Raw genomic sequence first — 14,828 nt, 5'->3', positions numbered from 1 at the left:
CGCCCCAATGATGATCTAAAACAGTTTTAATGAGTGATTTAATGGGTTAACATGCGCGCCTTTATAGCCATCGTTCAACATTTCGCCATGAAATGGTGTATGTTAGTTTTTAGGTTATATTAATTGGGTTTAAAGACCATGCCAGTAAATACAATTATGGGGTTATTTGCAAAGTCCCCTATTAAACCTTTGCAGCGCCACGTTGTGTGTGTAAACGAATGTTGCTCACACCTAGTTAACTTCTTTGAAGTCAGTTCAAAGGGTGACTGGGAGAAAGCGGCAGAGATCCGTTCACAGATTTCTCATCTAGAGAAAGAAGCCGACGTTCTTAAGCGCGAAATTCGTCTTAAACTTCCTCGAGGTTTGTTTATGCCTGTGGACCGTAGTGACATGTTGGAACTACTAACTCAGCAAGACAAACTCGCAAACCTTGCAAAAGACATTGCTGGTCGTGTTTATGGCCGTCAATTGACTATCCCTGCACCTCTTCAAGAAAATTTCATTGCGTATGTTAAACGTTGTTTAGACGCAGCTGAGCAAGCGCAAAAAGTTATCAATGAGCTTGATGAGTTATTGGAAACTGGATTTAAAGGCCGTGAAGTAACACTTGTGGCTGAAATGATCCATCAACTGGATGTGATTGAGGACGACACAGACGCGATGCAGATTCAACTTCGCCAGCAGTTAATGACTATCGAAGCGGATCTAAGTCCTATTGATGTGATGTTCCTTTACAAAATTCTAGAGTGGGTAGGCGGTATTGCTGATCAGGCGCAACGTGTAGGTGCGCGTCTGGAAGTAATGTTATCTCGCTCATAAAATAAGTTAACCAAATAACGAAGAGCATCTAAACTAGTTCACACCCCTTATAGGCGATAAATACTGACGCGCTGAAGGGGTTTTGTCGTGCTTGAATTTTGCTCCGCTTGTTATCAACAACTAGGTATTACGATGGATATCCTTGCGAACTACGGCACTGTCCTGATTCTTATTGCAGCAGCTTTCGGTTTTCTGATGGCGATTGGTATTGGCGCAAATGATGTAGCCAATGCGATGGGTACATCAGTCGGCTCAAAAGCACTAACCGTAAAACAAGCAATCATCATCGCGATGATCTTTGAATTTGCTGGTGCATATTTAGCAGGTGGTGAAGTAACCGACACTATCCGTAAAGGCGTAATTGAAACGTCCCTATTCGCTCATCAACCAGACGTTCTTGTCTTTGGCATGATGTCCGCTCTACTTGCAGCGGGTACATGGCTACTGCTTGCGTCTTACATGGGCTGGCCAGTATCAACGACTCACTCAATCATCGGTGCAATCATCGGCTTTGCGTGTGTGTCTGTAGGTACTGAAGCTGTGGACTGGGGCTCAGTTCAAGGTATCGTGGGCAGTTGGATTATTACTCCCGTTATCTCAGGCTTCTTTGCATACGTTATCTTTGTCAGCGCCCAGCGTCTTATCTTCGACACAGAGAAACCGTTATTTAATGCAAAGCGCTTTGTGCCTGTATACATGTTCATCACGACTATGGTTATCGCTCTGGTAACCATTAAGAAAGGCCTTAAGCACGTTGGTCTTCACCTATCTAATGGTGAAGCGTGGATGTGGGCAGCGGCCTTTTCTACTTTAGTAATGGTAGGTGGTTACCTATACATTCAGAAGAAATTCTCTAACCGAGAAGACGACCACGGTTTCGCTGGTGTTGAAGGTATCTTCAGTGTGTTAATGGTTATCACCGCATGTGCGATGGCATTTGCTCACGGTTCAAACGACGTAGCAAACGCGATTGGTCCACTGTCTGCGGTTGTTTCAACGGTAGAGCACATGGGCGAAATCACAGGTAAGAGCACTATCGCTTGGTGGATTCTACCACTAGGTGGTTTTGGTATCGTTGTTGGTCTTGCAACTCTAGGTCATAAAGTAATGGCGACCGTTGGTACTGGTATCACTGAACTGACTCCTAGCCGAGGCTTTGCCGCTCAGCTAGCAACAGCTTGTACGGTTGTATTGGCGTCAGGTACTGGTCTTCCAATCTCGACGACACAAACATTAGTTGGTGCAGTACTCGGTGTTGGTTTTGCTCGCGGTATTGCAGCACTAAACCTTGGCGTTGTGCGTAACATCGTGGCTTCATGGATTGTAACTCTACCAGCAGGTGCACTACTGGCAGTGGTATTCTTCTACGGAATCCAAGCAATGTTTGCTTAATCAATAATGACAGTGATATGTAAGCTCACTGTCATTATTGGCTCAAAACCGCAGAAAGGGAGGCTTAGCCTCCCTTCTTTGTTGCAGTCAGATAAGAAACTACTTACTATTTGGCCTTAGAAAAATTCAAGATTTGGGGCTGTGGCTTTCCCGCCCTTATAGACTGTTAAAGGATTTACCGTGAAAAAACTGGTTTGCTTAGTTTTAGCATCAATGCTAGCTGTGCCTGCAGCATTCGCTCAAGACCGTTATATCTCAGATAAGCTATTCACTTACATGCACTCTGGCCCAAGTAATCAGTTCCGTATTATCGGCAGTGTTGATGCTGGCGATAAAGTGAGGCTGCTGACAAGTAATAAAGATACTGGCTATACCCAAGTTCAAGACATGAAAGGCCGCAAGGGCTGGGTAGAAAGTCGTTTTGTTACTAATCAAGAAAGCATGGCACTACGCCTGCCGAAGCTTGAGAAAGAGCTATCTGAAGTAAAAGCGAAGCTAGCTAATGCTCGCTCAAGTGCAGACCAGGAAAAAGCGGGGCTTGTTGACTCTCTAGAAACGCGTAACCGCCAAATCAGTGAGCTAGAGCAAGGTTACAGTGATATGAGCCAACAGCTATCAGCATCACAAGAAGAAGTTCGTAAACTGCGTGCTAAGCTAGATACACAGAAAGACGACCTTCTACTCAAGTACTTCATGTACGGTGGCGGTGTTGCTGGTATCGGTCTTCTACTTGGCTTGATTCTTCCACACATCATGCCACGCAGAAAACGTTCGCCATCAGGCTGGTCATAAGCAACACGCACTATTTAGAACCTAAAAAGGTCACCATTCAGTGACCTTTTTTATCTCTTCACCATTCCCTAGCCCTGCCAATCATACAAAGCTGGGATCTCGATTTCCTCACCTTGAAAACGCACTAAACAAGACTGCTGTTCAATCGCGACCAATTGCAGGTCATCTTTAATCCAATCACCTTGCCCATACTCCGTGCCATTTATTTTCACCCAACGTTTACCCTCCTTACTTGAGTAAACATGAGTTTGAAAATTCAATGCTGGCAACTTACCATGCCACTTCAGGGCATCTTGGGCTAAATTACTTACGTCACTTTTTGGCTCATTAGTCATGCGCGGCTGGCTCGATAAAGCCGACTCAAAACGCTGCGCCAACTCTGGTGATAGCGCTGATAGATCGAGCCCCTTGAGTAAGTCATCGCTCGGCATCTCATCACTGTTGGTACTTGTGACATTAGCGACTTCTGAACTCGTTGGCCGCTCACTGTATTGGTACTCAGAATCACTCACAACCACAGGCGCCTTATAAGTGCTTTTCAGCTCATCAAACGCTGGGGCTGCTGCAAGGGTAAACTCAGACGGTACATTGACCACCGTCGTTTGAGCAACATTGCTCGCCAACCATTGTGATTTGTAATTGTCATAGGTTTGATATGCTACTCCCCCAGCAACAAACAGTGGCGGCAGCGCTATCGCCAGCATATACGCTAGCTTGTTTGTCGAACGTAGCGGCTGAGACGAAACTTGCTGGCCATACTGTTGGTTCGAATCGAAGGCTTTATGGCGGCGTTCGGAGTGCTTTAGCGCTTGCATCACTTTAGACATTTGATTTCTCCTCTAGACGCTCTAAGGTTGGCGCATCTTGCTGGGATAGCTCCTCAAGTAAACGCAGGGTCTTCTTACCTGCTATCCCATCTACCGATAGCCCTTGCCAGCGTTGGAATAGCTCGACCTTACGTTTAACCTCTGAGTCAAAACGCGCACTTGCTGATTCGGGTTCACCTAGCACTTGCGACAAAGCTTTGTCCAACTGCGCTACCCCTTCACCGCTCATACCTTGCTTTAACGTCTCACTCCAGTAGCTTTGCCAGATATGACGATACTTTCCTTGCCAAATAGAAGTAAGCCATTGGCGGTCAAAAGTAACCAGTTGGTCTTTAACCAATAGCTCAACTTGATTACCGGATACTGAATAGAGAGTCGCAAAGCGTGGTTGTCCATCGATCTTTAGGCTTAATACCACTGGGCGATTGGCTTGAACTAATTCATCAAAGCTCGCTTGTTCAAGCTGACAACGAAACAGCCCATCATCGTTATTGAGGCATAGCTGATCGAGCACCGAAGCTCGGTAGCCCCATAACTTGTATAAATCTGCCACCGCCGCTTCTTGGTCTATCCCTCGATTGAGAATTGCCTTTAACTCGCCACTGAAAGTTAGCTTGTGCTGTTCGATATTTTCAACCTTAGGGTATTGCTGCTTGATAGATTGCTCTACCCAAGGCGTCACCAATGTGGGCGTATACCAATAAGCGCCGCCAGAGAGTAAGGCCCCAATAAGTAGTGAAACAACCAGTGGGGTGTGGCTAGAAATCTTTGTCGACGCTCTATCTGTCGTAAATGGTACCGAGCCAGTTTGAAAGCTCATCACATCATCGCAGGTCGTTTGTACCATCGCAGTAGAAGGCTGAACTTCACCCAAACTGTAGGCTTGTTTTAAGCTAGCATCACAAACTAGGTTGATCAGGCGAGGAATCCCATGGGTTTGACGCGCAATATACTTAATCGACTGAGCATTAAATAATTCCGGAGATCCACCCGCTAAAGTGAGGCGAAACTTAATATAGTCACGCGTCTCATCCTGATTGAGCGGTAATAGATGATAACGCCCAGTCATGCGTTGAGCTAACTGCCTTAACTGGGGCATTTTGAGCTTTTGTTGCAGCTCTGGCTGACCAATCAAGAGGACTTTGAGGAGTTTATGACTATCGGTTTCTAAGTTGGTCAGCAAGCGAAGTTGCTCTAATACATCCGCAGAGAGATGCTGAGCTTCATCAATCACCAATAAGGTTTGGATGCCATTGGCATGATTGTCCAAAAGAAACTGATGTATATATTGATTAAGCTGCTTTAACGATGAATTCGGCTCATAAGCTAAATCAAACTCATCACAAATCGCTTCAAGCAACTCAATGTTGGAGAAGGTCGGATTAAGAATAAGCCCAGCGCGCGTCGTCTCTGCTAAAGTTTTCAATATAGATTTAGCAATGGTGGTTTTTCCGGTGCCTACCTCGCCAGTCAACATAGCGAAACCACCGCCTTCGCCTAAACCAGCCTGGATTTGGAAGATGGCTTCTTTATGGCGGCGGCTCTGATAAAGGAAACGAGAGTTAGGCACAATCGAAAATGGCAACTCTGTTAGTGCAAAATGTTGTTGATACATACTTCTCGTCTCTGGGAATTTGCTGCTAAGAAAAGTACCATTGCTGGCACTATTAGCCAATGGCATTATCAAGAAAAGGGATCACTCGGTGCAAAGATACCTTGTCGGTGGCGCAGTCCGCGATCAACTGCTAAATATTAACGTCTACGACAGAGACTGGGTAGTGGTCGGTTCCACGCCTGAAGAACTTTTAGAAAAAGACTACACCGCTGTAGGAAAAGATTTTCCGGTCTTCCTTCACCCTAAGACAAAAGAAGAACATGCACTTGCACGAACAGAGCGAAAAGCCGGCCAAGGTTATACAGGCTTTGAATGTTACTTCGCTACTGACGTCACGTTAGAAGAAGACCTGCTGCGCCGCGATCTAACTATCAATGCTATGGCGCAAGATCCGCAAGGCAATATCATCGATCCCTTTAACGGCCAACAAGATCTATGCGATCGAGTATTGCGCCACGTATCAGATGCATTTACTGAAGATCCTCTACGTGTTCTACGTGTTGCTCGCTTTGCCGCTAAGCTCGATCATTTAGGTTTTACCGTTGCACCTGAAACCTTGAATCTGATGCGAGAAATCACCGATTCTGGCGAGTTAACTTATCTCACTCCTGAGCGTGTGTGGCAGGAATGGCATAAATCTCTATCCACCCAAAGCCCGCAAGTATTTTTAAAAGTACTGCGAGACTGTGGTGCCTTGAAGGTTGTCCTGCCAGAGCTTGATGCGCTGTTTGGTGTACCTCAACCAGAAAAGTGGCATCCTGAAATTGATACGGGAGTTCATACCCTACTGGTAGCTGAACAAGCGGCTAAGTTAAGTGATTCTCTAGCCGTGCGTTTTGCTGCTCAAGTGCATGATTTAGGTAAAGGTATTACCCCAAAGTCTGAGTGGCCAAGCCATAAGATGCACTGCCACACAGGTGTTAAGCTGATCAAAGTGCTGTGTGAACGTGTGCGTATTCCCAACGAGTTTCGCGATTTAGCTTTGATGGTGTGTGAGCAGCACTCCAATATCCACCGAGCCGCTGAGCTTCGCCCAGAGACCAAGCTCAAAGTGCTCAATAAGTTCGATGTATGGCGCAAGCCAGAACGCTTACAAGACATTCTGCTGTGCTGTATGGCCGACAGCCGCGGTCGAACAGGTCATGAAGAGATTGATTACCCACAACGAGAAATCTTTACTAACGCTTATCAGGCGGCTTTAGCGGTGAATGTGCAAGACATTATCAAAGATGGCTTTAAGGGTGCAGATATTCGCACTGAGATGGAAAAGCGTAGAGTTGAGGCTATTCGAGAGGCTTAACCGACAGCCATCATCCTCAAGAATGAGGAACGAATGAATTGGGGATCTCTTGAAGCGAGCCAAATGTTTGAGGAGATTCCCTACTCTCTCCTACGTCGCTCTATGGAATGACACAAACAAAAACGCCTCCGAAATCGGAGGCGTTTTTTAAAGCTTTAAGCTAATAATTCAAACTATGAATTACTGACCTTTAACTTCTTTAAGACCGTTGAAAGGAGCTTTAGCACCTAGAGCTTCTTCGATACGGATAAGTTGGTTGTACTTAGCAACACGGTCAGAACGGCTCATAGAACCAGTCTTGATTTGACCTGCAGCTGTACCTACCGCTAGGTCAGCGATAGTTGCATCTTCAGTTTCGCCAGAACGGTGAGAGATTACTGCTGTGTAACCTGCGTCTTTAGCCATCTTGATTGCAGCTAGAGTCTCAGTTAGAGAACCGATTTGGTTGAACTTGATAAGGATAGAGTTAGCTACGCCTTTCTCGATACCTTCAGCAAGGATCTTAGTGTTAGTAACGAATAGATCGTCACCTACTAGTTGAAGCTTGTCACCTAGTAGTTCAGTTTGGTGCTTGAAGCCATCCCAGTCAGACTCGTCTAGACCATCTTCGATAGAAACGATTGGGAACTGGTTAGCTAGCTCAGCTAGGTAGTGGTTAAACTCTTCAGAAGTGAAAGTTTTACCTTCGCCTTTCATGTTGTAGATGCCAGCTTCTTTGTCGAAGAACTCAGATGCAGCACAGTCCATAGCTAGAGTAACGTCTTTACCTAGTTCGTAACCTGCAGCAGCAACAGCTTCTGCGATAACTTCTAGAGCTTCAGCGTTAGACTTAAGGTTAGGAGCGAAACCACCTTCATCACCAACTGCAGTGCTGTAGCCTTTAGACTTAAGAACTTTAGCTAGGTTGTGGAATACTTCAGCACCGATACGTAGACCTTCTTTAAGAGTCTTAGCACCAACTGGTTGGATCATGAACTCTTGGATGTCAACGTTGTTGTCTGCGTGCTCACCACCGTTGATGATGTTCATCATTGGTAGAGGCATAGAGAACTGGCCAGCAGTACCGTTTAGTTCAGCAATGTGCTCGTATAGAGGCATGCCTTTAGCCGCTGCAGCAGCTTTAGCGTTTGCTAGAGATACAGCTAGGATTGCGTTAGCACCGAACTTAGATTTGTTTTCAGTACCATCTAGCTCGATCATTACTGCGTCGATTGCAGCTTGGTCTTTAGCGTCTTTACCAACTAGAGCTTCAGCGATTTCGCCGTTTACAGCTTCAACAGCTTTAAGAACACCTTTACCTAGGAAACGAGCTTTGTCGCCGTCACGTAGCTCAAGAGCTTCACGTGAACCAGTTGATGCGCCAGATGGAGCAGCAGCCATACCTACGAAACCGCCTTCTAGGTGTACTTCAGCTTCTACAGTTGGGTTACCACGTGAATCGATGATTTCACGACCTAGAACTTTAACGATCTTAGACATTGAATGTTTCCTTCTCGTTGAATATATAATGTCAAAATTAAGGGCAGCAGCACTACTAACGCTACTGCCCGTATCCTTTACTTCTCTAATTCGCCGCGTTGGTATTCACCAGCCGCTTTAACGAAACCTGCAAATAGTGGGTGACCATCGCGAGGTGTTGAAGTGAACTCAGGGTGGAATTGAGCCGCTACAAACCATGGGTGAGCTGGGTTCTCAATCACTTCTACCAGTTTCTTGTCTGCAGATAGACCTGAAACTTTCAGACCTGCTTTTTCAATCTGTGGACGAAGAACATTGTTCACTTCATAACGGTGACGGTGACGTTCGTGGATCGTCGCACTACCGTATAGTTCACGAGCCTTAGTGCCTTTTTCTAGGTGACATAGCTGTGAACCAAGACGCATAGTACCACCTAGGTCAGAGGTTTCAGTACGTTCTTCTACTTTACCTTCACCATCAACCCACTCAGTGATTAGACCAACAACTGGGTACTTCGTCTCTTTGTTAAATTCTGTTGAGTGTGCACCTTCCATACCCGCTACGTTACGCGCGTATTCAATCAGTGCTACTTGCATACCTAGACAGATACCTAAGTAAGGTACTTTGTTTTCACGAGCGTATTTTGCAGCAAGGATCTTACCTTCTACACCACGGTCGCCAAAACCACCAGGAACAAGGATTGCGTCAAGGTCAGCAAGTGCTTCATCACCTTTTGACTCAACGTCTTGTGAATCTACGTATTTGATTTTCACGCTTAGACGGTTCTTAAGACCTGCGTGCTTCAGTGCTTCGTTCACTGATTTGTAAGCGTCTGGTAGTTCAATGTACTTACCAACCATACCGATAGTTACTTCACCAGTTGGGTTCGCTTCTTCGTAGATTACTTGTTCCCACTCAGACAGGTTAGCTTCAGGCGCTGTAATGCCAAAGCGTGAACATACTAGGTCATCTAGACCTTGGGCTTTAATTAGCTGAGGGATCTTGTAGATTGAATCTACATCCTTCATTGAGATTACTGCTTTCTCTTGAACGTTACAGAATAGAGCAATCTTCTTACGCTCGTTCGCAGGGATCATTCGATCACTACGACAAACTAGGATGTCTGGTTGGATACCGATAGATAGCAGCTCTTTAACTGAGTGCTGAGTCGGCTTAGTTTTCACTTCACCTGCTGCTGCTAGGTAAGGAACTAGAGTGAGGTGCATGAACATTGCGCGTTCACGACCCAGTTCTACAGCAAGCTGACGAATCGCTTCCATAAATGGTAGAGATTCGATATCACCAACCGTACCACCAACTTCAACGATCGCAACATCATGGCCTTCAGCGCCAGAGATTACACGATCTTTGATTGCGTTAGTGATGTGAGGGATAACCTGAATTGTTGCACCTAGGTAATCACCACGACGCTCTTTAGCTAGAACGTCTGAGTAAACACGACCTGCAGTGAAGTTGTTGCGCTTAGACATCTTGGTGCGAATGAAACGCTCATAGTGACCAAGGTCAAGGTCAGTTTCAGCGCCATCTTCCGTGACGAACACCTCACCGTGTTGAGTTGGGCTCATAGTGCCTGGGTCAACGTTAATGTAAGGGTCAAGCTTCATCATAGTCACTTTAAGACCACGAGCTTCTAGAATAGCCGCAAGAGATGCTGCTGCAATACCTTTACCTAGAGAGGATACAACCCCGCCAGTCACAAAAATGTAATTTGTCGTCATGTTTAACCTGAAATTGGTTGAATGAGGGAAAATGGATTTCTTCTGGACGGGATATAAATATACCAGAAGCCCTTTTCCGCTACAACGTGAAATCTATCACACTGCAATTTTTTATTTTTTGCTTCAAATCAAATTCGAGTAGCGAGTTATTCGACTCTCTTCTCTAACGCTTCTTTCGCTTTCACTTCATCCCAGAAGCTATCTAACTGTTCTAGATTAAAATCCGTCAGTTGTTTGCCTTGCTCTGCCACTATCGCCTCAACCCCCTTAAAACGTCTTGCAAATTTTAAGTTGGCCTTTGCCAGTGCCACTTCTGGGTCTTTACCCAAATGTCTCGCTAAATTTACGGTAGCAAAGAGTAAATCGCCAAGTTCCAATTCGACTTTATTCTCATCGACTGAGACTTGCAGTGCCTCTTCCATCACTTCTTCGATTTCTTCTTGAACCTTATCGACCACAGGGCCTAGCGAGTCCCAATCAAAGCCAAACTTGGCACACTTTTTCTGTATTTTTGTAGCACGTGATAGCGCCGGCAATGAAGCTGGTACTGAGTCTAGAATACTTTGTTCAGATTTGCCTACTTTGGCCTTCTCTTTGGCTTTTTCCGCTTCCCAATTGGCATTTATTTGCTCGTCATTCTCAAATTTGGTATTGGAAAACACATGCGGATGGCGGCGAGTTAATTTTTCATTGACGGTCTCGACCACTTCAGAAAACTCAAACAGTCCTTGCTCTTTGGCCATCTGGCTATAAAAGATGACTTGGAAGAGTAGATCGCCCAACTCTTCTTTGAGATTCGACCAGTCGCGGTTTTGAATCGCATCCACCACCTCATAGGTTTCTTCGATGGTATATGGCACGATAGTGTCAAAGCTCTGTTTGATATCCCACGGGCAACCGCTTTCTGGGTCACGCAGCTTAGCCATGATCTGTTCTAACTGTTCGATTGGGTGACTCATTTTCTCTGTTCCTTTAAACCTTTCTATCTAAAGAAAAAGGTGAGCGGCCAAAACCACTCACCTTTAATTGTTATCTGTCATCTTTCAGCGTAAGCCTGAACGACTTAGAGATCTCGAATTACTTTAAGAGGTTCCCTATCACGTTCGTCCCTCACTGTAGGGAATGACCTTATTCGTTTTTACTAAGTAGTTGGTTCTTCTAGCAAGACAGTAAACTTATGAGACTCCTGAGCATAGCTTGCCTATGTGATGGAGCGATATAAGTGCAACTAACGCCGCTAGAAAGCCAAATACGACGAAAAAACTAGCCGAGGCGTTTTACCGACATCACATCCTTGATCTGCTCAACACGCTTAGACACTCGGGTCAAGATCTCAACGTTAGTCACTTCTAAATCAAAATCCATAATCGACAACTGTCTGCGGTAATCGAGACGGTTTTTCATACTGGTCACTTTGATCTTCTCGTTGGCGAACAAGGTAGTGATGTCTTTAAGTAGCCCGCCACGCTCCATCGCTTCAACACGTACAGTTAAGATATAAGAGCCAACAAATCCGCGGCCCCATACAGTATCTATGATTCGCTCTGGCGCATGGTGACGAAGTTCTTCAAGCTGCTCACAGTCACTACGGTGTACTGAAATACCTCGACCTTGGGTGATATAACCGGCAATGTCATCACCTGGAATTGGCTGACAGCAACGCGCTAGGTGAGTCATCAGGTTATCAACCCCTTCAACGACCACGGCATCTTTCTTCGGTCGGCTTTGAGCTGGCGCTTTATTGCCAGCCTCTTTGAGCTTCTCTAACGCTTGCTGGTCTTCTTCTTCCGCAGTTGGCTTGTTCACCAAAGCATTGATGTGGTTAATCACTTGGTTGATACGCAGGTCGCCACTACCAATTCCCACATAAAGCTCATCTGTGCTGTTGACGTTGAAACGCTTCAATGCATAGTGCTCGGCATCTTTAAGTGTCGCACCAATTTTCTGCAGTTCGACTTCTAGGATTTCACGTCCTGCCTCGATGTTTTTCTCACGACTTTGTTTACGGAACCAAGCATTGATCTTAGCGCGCGCACGCCCAGAGGTGACAAAGCCCATTGATGGGTTTAACCAGTCGCGAGATGGATTCGGCTCTTTTGAGGTAATGATTTCAACTTGGTCACCCATCGACAATTTATGGGTAAATGGTACGATACGCCCTGCCACCTTGGCGCCGATGCAGCGGTGACCCACTTCAGAGTGAATGTGATAGGCAAAATCAAGCGGCGTCGCGCCCATTGGTAGATCGACTACATCGCCACGCGGAGTAAAGGCGTAGACGCGGTCATCAAACACCTGACTGCGTAGCTCATCAAGCATTTCGCCTGAATCGGACATCTCTTCTTGCCAATCAAGCAGCTTACGTAACCAAGTAATTTTCTCATCATAGCCACTGCGACCACCGCCACCTTCTTTGTACTTCCAGTGAGCGGCGACACCGAGTTCCGAATCTTCATGCATATCTTTAGTACGAATTTGGATCTCGATGGTTTTGCCTTCTGGGCCTAAAATGACAGTGTGTATTGACTGGTAGCCATTAGGTTTTGGGTTAGCCACATAGTCATCAAACTCACTTGGTAAGTGCTTGTATTTAGTATGCACGGTACCTAGTGCAGCGTAACAATCTTGCAATTTGTCAGCAATGATACGTACCGCACGCACATCAAATAGCTCATCAAAGGCTAAGCCTTTCTTCTGCATTTTGCGCCAGATGCTGTAGATGTGCTTTGGACGACCACTCACTTCTGCATTGATAGAGGAAGCCTTCATTTCTGACGTTAAGTCATCAACAAAATCTTGGATGTACTGCTCGCGGACAATACGGCGTTCAGAAAGCTGCTTAGCAATTTGCTTGTAGGTATCTGGCTGTTGGTAACGGAAAGCGTAATCTTCCATTTCCCACTTTAATTGACCAATACCGAGGCGGTTTGCTAACGGCGCATAAATGTTGGCACACTCTTTTGCTGCCGCTTCACGCACTTCTTCTGGCGCTTTTTTCACTTCAACTAGGTTGGCAATACGTTCCGCTAGTTTAATAACCACGCAGCGGAAATCATCGACCATCGCCAGTAGCATGCGACGGACATTATCGACTTGGGCAGAGGCTGCACCGCCTTCCATTGTGACGTTCAATTGGCCAAGTGCAGCCATCTCTTCAACACCATCAATCAGCTTGATAGTCTCTTTGCCAAAGTCTTCTTCAAACTGTTCTCTGTCATAAGCACCGCTTGTTACCAATGGGAACAACAACGCCGCCACCAACGTCGCTTTATCCATTGAAAGCGTAATCAGGATTTCGATCATTTCTCGGCCACGCCAGAGTAGCAGTGGGCCTTGATCGTTGCCTTCTAAAATAGCCTCGCCACGCAAGTAGACTTCTTTGAGACGTTTAGCCACTTTAGGTTCTTGTTCTAGACTCGCAATCCACTTATCTAGCTCAAACTGTTCGTCTTGATTTAAATGTGCGCTTCTTACCGCAACCATTATTCTCGTCCTGTTATTCTTTTTATATTCGACCAGCTCCGCACTAGGGTTTCCATGTCCAAAGCAAGTTCGTTTAATCCTTTACAAATAGTGCCATTGATTCTAAATGACTGGTATGCGGAAACATATCGAGCATACCTAATTTTTGTAACTTGTAGCCTTGATTGAGCAAGTTTTGTGAGTCCCTTGCTAGGGTAGCAGGATTACATGATACATACACAACTCTGGATGCCCCCAACTGAGAAATGTGCTCGATGATGCCACTTGCTCCAGCTCGTGCTGGGTCGAGGAGAATTTTATCAAATTTTTTCTGTGCCCAACGCTGACCAGAGAAATCTTGCTCTAGGTTGGCCTGATGGAAAGCAGCATTACTGATACTATTTACTTCAGCGTTGTCTTTGGCTTTTTCGACCATTGCATCGACACCCTCGACGCCGATCACCTGCTTCACTTTCTTCGCCATTGGTAAGCTAAAGTTACCTAGGCCACAAAACAGGTCAAGCACACAGTCTTGCTCATCAAGCTCTAACCAATCCAGTGCTTGTGCCACCATTGATTGGTTGACCTTCTGATTGACCTGAATAAAGTTATTTGGTTCAAACGGAATCGTCACGCCAGCTTCGGTATAGTTCGCAGACTCACCCACGACACGGTTAAGTTGGTCACTTTCCGGCATTAAGTAGAGCGTTGCACCATGCTCTTTAGCTAAGGCCTCCAAGCACTGCTGATCACTCTCTTTTAACGCTCTCAAGTGGCGTAGAACAATCACATTGGTGTTGTCGCCTTTGACTAACTCCACATGACCTAGGCTTTCTTGATTAGAAAAACCGCTCAACAGTTGATACAGTGGAGCCAGCAAAACGTCAAGATCGCTATCCAGCACTGGACAATGCGTCACTGTCACAATGTCTTTGCTCTGTTTTTTACGAAAGCCAAACTCTAACTGGCGAGTTTTCTTATTCCACTTTAAGCTCACTCGCGCACGGCGACGATAGCCTTTAGCCTCACCAATGACTGGCGCTTCTAATTCTATACGCTGGCCTGCAAATTTACTCATTAGCTGACCCAACGTTTGTTGTTTGTATTCTTGTTGAGGCTCTATGGCTAAATGCTGCATATTACAGCCACCACACTCTTGGTAATGTGGACAAAATGGTTCTATACGTTGCTGACTTGGCTTTTGAATCTTGATGAGATTCGCTCGGCCAAATTTACTTTTGCTTTCCGTCAATTGAGCTAGTACTTGCTCACCAGGCAACGCGCCTTCAATGAAGATCGGCTTGTTATTTTGGTAAGCGATACCTGCACCATGGTGATCCAACTTATCAATCGTCAAAGATTGATGCTTAGTATTGAGTTGAGTTTTCTTCTTTGGTTGGAAAAAACGCGCCATGCTATGTGCC

Annotated in this window: 11 protein-coding genes; 4 read left to right on the top strand and 7 right to left on the bottom strand. The window is 45.6% G+C overall.

Annotated features, from left to right (window positions below):
• Positions 1–138: 138 nt before the first annotated feature.
• From ACU01J_RS17660 to ACU01J_RS17650, 3 genes are all read left to right on the top strand, one after another.
• Positions 139–819, top strand: coding sequence for a TIGR00153 family protein (locus tag ACU01J_RS17660; protein ID WP_481086889.1), 681 nt, complete (start codon positions 139–141; stop codon positions 817–819).
• A 132-nt stretch (positions 820–951) separates the two neighbouring features.
• Positions 952–2,211: an inorganic phosphate transporter gene (locus ACU01J_RS17655; protein WP_481086901.1), complete on the top strand. Its 1,260-nt coding sequence runs from the start codon at positions 952–954 to the stop codon at positions 2,209–2,211.
• Between the two features lie 180 nt (positions 2,212–2,391).
• Positions 2,392–3,003, top strand: coding sequence for a TIGR04211 family SH3 domain-containing protein (locus ACU01J_RS17650; protein ID WP_481086888.1), 612 nt, complete (start codon positions 2,392–2,394; stop codon positions 3,001–3,003).
• Positions 3,004–3,071: 68 nt separating this feature from the next.
• On the opposite strand, the gene ACU01J_RS17645 is transcribed toward ACU01J_RS17650, so the two are convergent.
• Together ACU01J_RS17645 and ACU01J_RS17640 are read right to left on the bottom strand one after the other, a co-directional pair.
• Positions 3,072–3,830 carry a general secretion pathway protein GspB gene (locus ACU01J_RS17645; protein WP_481086887.1) on the bottom strand — a complete coding sequence of 253 codons (759 nt, stop codon included), beginning with the start codon at positions 3,828–3,830 and terminating at the stop codon, positions 3,072–3,074.
• Entirely contained in the window at positions 3,823–5,445 is a 1,623-nt protein-coding gene (locus ACU01J_RS17640) for an ExeA family protein (protein ID WP_481086886.1), read from the bottom strand. The genes ACU01J_RS17645 and ACU01J_RS17640 overlap by 8 nt, the downstream gene beginning before the upstream one ends.
• Positions 5,446–5,533: 88 nt before the next feature.
• Between ACU01J_RS17640 and ACU01J_RS17635 the strand changes: the two genes are divergently transcribed.
• On the top strand, positions 5,534–6,745 hold the full coding sequence (locus tag ACU01J_RS17635) for a multifunctional CCA addition/repair protein (RefSeq protein WP_481086885.1): 1,212 nt from the start codon (positions 5,534–5,536) through the stop codon (positions 6,743–6,745).
• A gap of 180 nt (positions 6,746–6,925) precedes the next feature.
• On the opposite strand, the gene eno is transcribed toward ACU01J_RS17635, so the two are convergent.
• The 5 genes from eno to rlmD all read right to left on the bottom strand — a co-directional run bounded on the left by eno (position 6,926) and on the right by rlmD (position 14,818).
• Positions 6,926–8,224, bottom strand: coding sequence for a phosphopyruvate hydratase (gene eno, locus ACU01J_RS17630; protein WP_481086884.1), 1,299 nt, complete (start codon positions 8,222–8,224; stop codon positions 6,926–6,928).
• A 77-nt stretch (positions 8,225–8,301) separates the two neighbouring features.
• Positions 8,302–9,942, bottom strand: a complete 1,641-nt coding sequence (locus tag ACU01J_RS17625) for a CTP synthase (RefSeq protein ID WP_053440204.1) — start codon at positions 9,940–9,942, stop codon at positions 8,302–8,304.
• Between the two features lie 146 nt (positions 9,943–10,088).
• The gene (mazG, locus tag ACU01J_RS17620) at positions 10,089–10,901 is read right to left on the bottom strand and encodes a nucleoside triphosphate pyrophosphohydrolase (RefSeq protein ID WP_481086883.1); all 813 of its coding nucleotides are present in this window, start codon (positions 10,899–10,901) and stop codon (positions 10,089–10,091) included.
• 304 nt (positions 10,902–11,205) lie between these two features.
• Positions 11,206–13,425: a GTP diphosphokinase gene (gene relA, locus ACU01J_RS17615; protein ID WP_481086882.1), complete on the bottom strand. Its 2,220-nt coding sequence runs from the start codon at positions 13,423–13,425 to the stop codon at positions 11,206–11,208.
• Positions 13,426–13,498: 73 nt separating this feature from the next.
• The gene (rlmD, locus tag ACU01J_RS17610) at positions 13,499–14,818 is read right to left on the bottom strand and encodes a 23S rRNA (uracil(1939)-C(5))-methyltransferase RlmD (protein WP_481086881.1); all 1,320 of its coding nucleotides are present in this window, start codon (positions 14,816–14,818) and stop codon (positions 13,499–13,501) included.
• Positions 14,819–14,828: the final 10 nt, after the last annotated feature.

The organism is Vibrio sp. 2433-A1, assembly GCF_056726085.1.
This window is presented reverse-complemented; position numbering and strand designations above follow the sequence as displayed.

What these genes read in the sequence shown, in the direction of transcription:
- ACU01J_RS17660 (WP_481086889.1), top strand. Translation starts at nt 139, where the DNA reads ATGCCAGTAAATACAATTATGGGGTTATTTGCAAAGTCCCCTATTAAA.
- ACU01J_RS17655 (WP_481086901.1), top strand. Translation starts at nt 952, where the DNA reads ATGGATATCCTTGCGAACTACGGCACTGTCCTGATTCTTATTGCAGCA.
- ACU01J_RS17645 (WP_481086887.1), bottom strand. Translation starts at nt 3,830, where the DNA reads ATGTCTAAAGTGATGCAAGCGCTAAAGCACTCCGAACGCCGCCATAAA.
- ACU01J_RS17640 (WP_481086886.1), bottom strand. Translation starts at nt 5,445, where the DNA reads ATGTATCAACAACATTTTGCACTAACAGAGTTGCCATTTTCGATTGTG.
- eno (WP_481086884.1), bottom strand. Translation starts at nt 8,224, where the DNA reads ATGTCTAAGATCGTTAAAGTTCTAGGTCGTGAAATCATCGATTCACGT.
- ACU01J_RS17625 (WP_053440204.1), bottom strand. Translation starts at nt 9,942, where the DNA reads ATGACGACAAATTACATTTTTGTGACTGGCGGGGTTGTATCCTCTCTA.
- mazG (WP_481086883.1), bottom strand. Translation starts at nt 10,901, where the DNA reads ATGAGTCACCCAATCGAACAGTTAGAACAGATCATGGCTAAGCTGCGT.
- relA (WP_481086882.1), bottom strand. Translation starts at nt 13,425, where the DNA reads ATGGTTGCGGTAAGAAGCGCACATTTAAATCAAGACGAACAGTTTGAG.
- rlmD (WP_481086881.1), bottom strand. Translation starts at nt 14,818, where the DNA reads ATGGCGCGTTTTTTCCAACCAAAGAAGAAAACTCAACTCAATACTAAG.